4 protein-coding genes and 1 pseudogene are annotated in these 4,015 nt (G+C 72.4%); 4 read left to right on the forward strand and 1 reads right to left on the reverse strand.

Annotated features, from left to right (window positions below; genetic code table 11):
* The coding region (locus G3I65_RS24365; protein WP_239071415.1) for a helix-turn-helix domain-containing protein at nt 1-549 on the reverse strand (549 nt) is incomplete at its 3' end.
* 197 nt (nt 550-746) lie between these two features.
* Between G3I65_RS24365 and G3I65_RS57505 the strand changes: the two are divergent.
* The 4 genes and pseudogenes from G3I65_RS57505 to G3I65_RS24380 all read left to right on the forward strand — a co-directional run.
* Nucleotides 747-920, forward strand: a pseudogene (locus G3I65_RS57505) (cellulase N-terminal Ig-like domain-containing protein); the annotation flags it as partial.
* A 106-nt stretch (nt 921-1,026) separates the two neighbouring features.
* Complete coding sequence (locus tag G3I65_RS24370; protein WP_309235673.1) at nt 1,027-2,496, forward strand: glycoside hydrolase family 9 protein; 1,470 nt, start codon at nt 1,027-1,029, stop codon at nt 2,494-2,496.
* Between the two features lie 9 nt (nt 2,497-2,505).
* Complete coding sequence (locus G3I65_RS24375) at nt 2,506-3,291, forward strand: TIGR00730 family Rossman fold protein (protein ID WP_160698159.1); 786 nt, start codon at nt 2,506-2,508, stop codon at nt 3,289-3,291.
* Nucleotides 3,291-3,875, forward strand: a complete 585-nt coding sequence (locus G3I65_RS24380; protein WP_160698160.1) for a TIGR00730 family Rossman fold protein — start codon at nt 3,291-3,293, stop codon at nt 3,873-3,875. The genes G3I65_RS24375 and G3I65_RS24380 overlap by 1 nt, the downstream gene beginning before the upstream one ends.
* Nucleotides 3,876-4,015: the final 140 nt, after the last annotated feature.

Raw genomic sequence — 4,015 nt, forward strand, 5'->3', positions numbered from 1 at the left:
TCCCGCGGCCAGCTCCGCCTCGACGCGCGCGATCGCCGTGCCCGCGTCGCCGCTGAGGTAGCGGCAGCCGGACCAGCGGTGCACGATCATCGCCCGCAGCCACGGCGGCGCCGCGGCCGCCAGCTCCTCGGCGTGCTCCAGGTCCGCCTGCGCGCCCGCGACGTCGAAGAGCTGCCACTTCACCTCGGCCTGGCAGAACCGCGCGTAGCACTCGACGTCGTCGAGGTGGTAGCCGGCGGCCTGCTTCGCCACGGCGGCGAACCGCGTTTCCGCGTCGGCGACGCGGCCCTGTTCCAGGTCGCGGTAGCCCTCGTCCAGCGCCGCGCGCAGCTCGTCCGCGACGCCGGGTGGACGGTCGAACCGCAGCTCGTCGACGGTCAGCCCGAAGCGTTCGGCCAGGTAGGCCAGCATCTCCTCCGACGGCGGGCGGCTGCCGGTCTCGACCTTCGCCAGGAAACCGCGGTCGTAGCCGGGCTCGGCGAGCTCGCGCTGGGTCCACCCCCGGTCGGTGCGCAACCGCCGGATCCGCGCGCCGAGCGGTTCGGTCATCTCCCCACGGTAGGTCATCGGCGCCGCCATCGCGGAAACGGACATATTGACGCCCCGGTCGCCGTCAGGCTAGCGTTAAATAGGAAACTTTCCTAACAAAGCGGAGGCCGATCACGCGCCTGCTTCCCCTCGCGACGGCGGCCGCCCTCGCCGTGCCCCTCGCCGCCGCCCCGGCCGAGGCCGCGGCCCCGGCCGAGGTGCGCGTCGACCAAGCCGGCTACGCGCTGGGGGAGGCCAAGCACGCGTACCTGCTCGGGAGCGCGTCGGGGTCGTTCACCGTCGTCGACGAGCGCGGGCACACCGTCCGGAAGGGACGGACCGGCGCGAGCCTCGGCGCCTGGAACGCCCGCTACCCCGCGGTGTTCGACCTCGATCTGTCCACTCTGGACCGGCCGGGCACGTACCGGGTCAAGGCCGCGGGCGCGACGTCGCCGCCGTTCCGGATCGACACCCGCGAGCAGGCTGTTCCGCCCGCTCGTGCGCGCCACCACCGAGTTCTTCCAGGCCCAGCGCGACGGCCACGACGTCGTCCCCGGCCGGCTCGACCGCAAGCCCTCACACCTGGCCGACCGGACGGCGACCGTCTACGCGGAACCGAAGTTCGCCGGCGAGGGCGGCGACGAGATCGTCGAACCGCTGAAGCCCGCCGGCGGTCCGGTCGACGTCGAAGGCGGCTGGGTCGACGCCGGCGACTTCGTGAAGTTCACGTCCAACACCGCGTATTCGCTGGCGGAGCTGGGTTTCGTGCTGCGCGAGGACCCCGACCCGGTGCTGGCGAAGGAGGTCCGGTTCGGCCTCGGCTGGCTCGACAAGGTGTGGGACGGCAAGTCCAGGACCCTCTACGCCCAGGTCGGCATCGGCACCGGCAGCGAGGAGTTCGGCTTCCTCGGCGACCACGACGTCTGGCGCAACCCGCAGGACGACGACGCCCTCGACGTCAAGCCCGGCGACCCCGCGTACTTCGTCAAGCACCGCCCGGTGTTCCCGGCCGGCCCGGCGGGCGCGCCGCTGTCGCCGAACCTCGCCGGCCGCGTCGCCGCCGCGTTCGCGCTGGGCGCGCAGGTGTACGCGCACCGCGACCCGCGGCTGGCCCGCCACTACCTCACCGAAGCCGCGGCGGTGTTCGGCCAGGCCAAGACGTCGGGCGTCGGCGAGCTGGTCACCGCGTTCCCACACGCCTACTACCCGGAATCGTCCTGGGAGGACGATCTCGAGCTGGGTGCCACGCAGCTCGCGTTGGCGGCGCGTGCCTTGAAGGATCCGCGTGCGAACGGCTGGGCCCGCGACGCGGCGAAGTGGGCGAAGGCGTACATCGGCAGCGGCGACACGAGCACGTTGAACCTCTACGACACCAGCGCGCTCGCCCACGCCGACCTCGCCGGGCTGCTGCGCACCGGCGTCCCCGGTGCCGCGCTCGGCGTTCGCGAGCTGGCCGCGGACCTGCGGCGCCAGCTCGACTCCGGCGTCGACGCGGCGACGAAGAGTCCATTCCGGACGGCGGTCGCCGTCACCGACTTCGACGCCGCCAGCAAGAGCTTCGGCTTCGCCGCCACCGCGCGGCTCTACCAGCGCGTCACCGGCGACACCCGCTATGCCGCGTTCGGCGCGCAGCAGCGCGACTTCACGCTCGGCGCGAACGCCTGGGGCGTCTCGCTCGTGGTCGGCGTCGGCTCGACGTCGCCGCAGTGCCCGCACCACCAGGCCGCGAACCTCGCCGGCCCGTCGAAGGTGCTCTACGGCGCGGTCGTCAACGGCCCGAACGGCGCGGACAACTTCGCCGACCTGCCGTTCCCGGCGGGTGCCAAGGAATGCACCCGTCCGTATGAATCGTTCGACGGACAGGGAAGCCGCTACGCCGACGACCTGAGTTCATGGCCCAGCAACGAACCGGCCATCGACTTCACCTCCACGGCGCTGCTGGCATTCTCGCTGGCGGCGAGGCCGTAGCATGGGGAAGTGAGCGAACAGTCTGAATGGCCGGACGGCCAGTACCCCGAACGCCCGGTGGAGCGGCACAAGGGCCCGGTCGTGCTGCGCCGCGACCGCCGCGACCAGGGCAGCACCACCGACCAGCGGCTCCTGGACTCGCGCGGCCCGAGCGACTGGGTGCACACCGACCCGTGGCGCGTCCTGCGGATCCAGGCCGAGTTCGTCGAAGGCTTCGGCGCGCTCGCCGAGGTCCCGCGCGCGGTCACGGTGTTCGGCTCGGCCCGCACCAAGCGCGACAACCCGGAGTACGAGCTCGGCCGCAAGATCGGCGGCGCGCTGGCGAACGCCGGCTTCGCGGTGATGACCGGCGGCGGGCCGGGTGCGATGGAGGCGGTCAACCGCGGCGCGGCCGAGGCCGGCGGCTTCTCCGTCGGGCTCGGCATCGAGCTGCCGTTCGAGCAGGGCCTGAACCCGTGGGTCGACCTCGGCGTCAACTTCCGGTACTTCTTCGCCCGCAAGACGATGTTCATCAAGTATTCGCAGGCCTTCATCTGCCTGCCCGGCGGCTTCGGCACGCTCGACGAGCTGTTCGAGGCGCTGACGCTGGTGCAGACCAAGAAGGTCACGAAGTTCCCGGTGGTGCTGTTCGGCAGCGCGTACTGGGGCGGGCTCTACGACTGGATCAAGAACTCGGTCATGGCCGAGGGCAAGATCAGCCCGCACGACCTGGACCTGCTGCACGTCACCGACGACATCGACGACGCCGTCCGCGTGGTCCAGGAGTCCTACCAGGCCTGGGAGGACACCCACTGATGAGCCGGATCTGCGTGTTCTGCGGCTCGTCCATGGGGTTCTCGCCGCGCTACGCCGAGCAGGCGGCGGCGCTGGGCAAGCTCCTGGCCCAGCGCGGCATCGGCCTGGTCTACGGCGGCGCGAGCGTCGGCACGATGGGCGTGGTCGCCGACGCGGCCCTCGCGGCGGGCGGCGAAGTGATCGGCGTGATCCCGGAGGCGCTGTCGTCGGTCGAGATCTCCCACGCGGGCCTGTCCGAGCTGCACGTCGTGCACGACATGCACGAGCGCAAGGCCAAGATGGCCGCGTTGTCCGACGGCTTCCTCGCCCTCCCCGGCGGCGCGGGCACGCTGGAGGAGCTGTTCGAGGTCTGGACGTGGGCCCAGCTCGGCCTGCACGGCAAGCCGATCGGCCTGGTCGACGTCGACGGCTACTACGGCCCGCTGCTCGCGTTCGCCGACCACATGGTGACCGAGGGGTTCGTCAAGGCGGACTACCGGCAGCTGCTGATGGCGGACGCCGACCCGGCGGCGCTGCTGGACGCGTTCGAGACCTACGTTCCGCCGGCCCCGCCTAAGTGGGCGAAGGAGCCACCGGGGATCTGACCCCGGTGGCGGCCCGGACGAACGCCGCCACCGCCCGCGACCGCGTCCGGTCGGGCCAGGCCAGCAGCACCGACGTCCGGGGCGCGTCGAGCACCGGGACGCACACGACGTCCGCGCGCGCGTGGCGGCGGGCCGACTCC

The sequence above is a fragment of the Amycolatopsis sp. SID8362 genome (assembly GCF_010550475.1).
Lineage (GTDB): Bacteria > Actinomycetota > Actinomycetes > Mycobacteriales > Pseudonocardiaceae > Amycolatopsis > Amycolatopsis eburnea.

What these genes read in the sequence shown, in the direction of transcription:
- G3I65_RS24380 (WP_160698160.1), top strand. Translation starts at nt 3,291, where the DNA reads ATGAGCCGGATCTGCGTGTTCTGCGGCTCGTCCATGGGGTTCTCGCCG.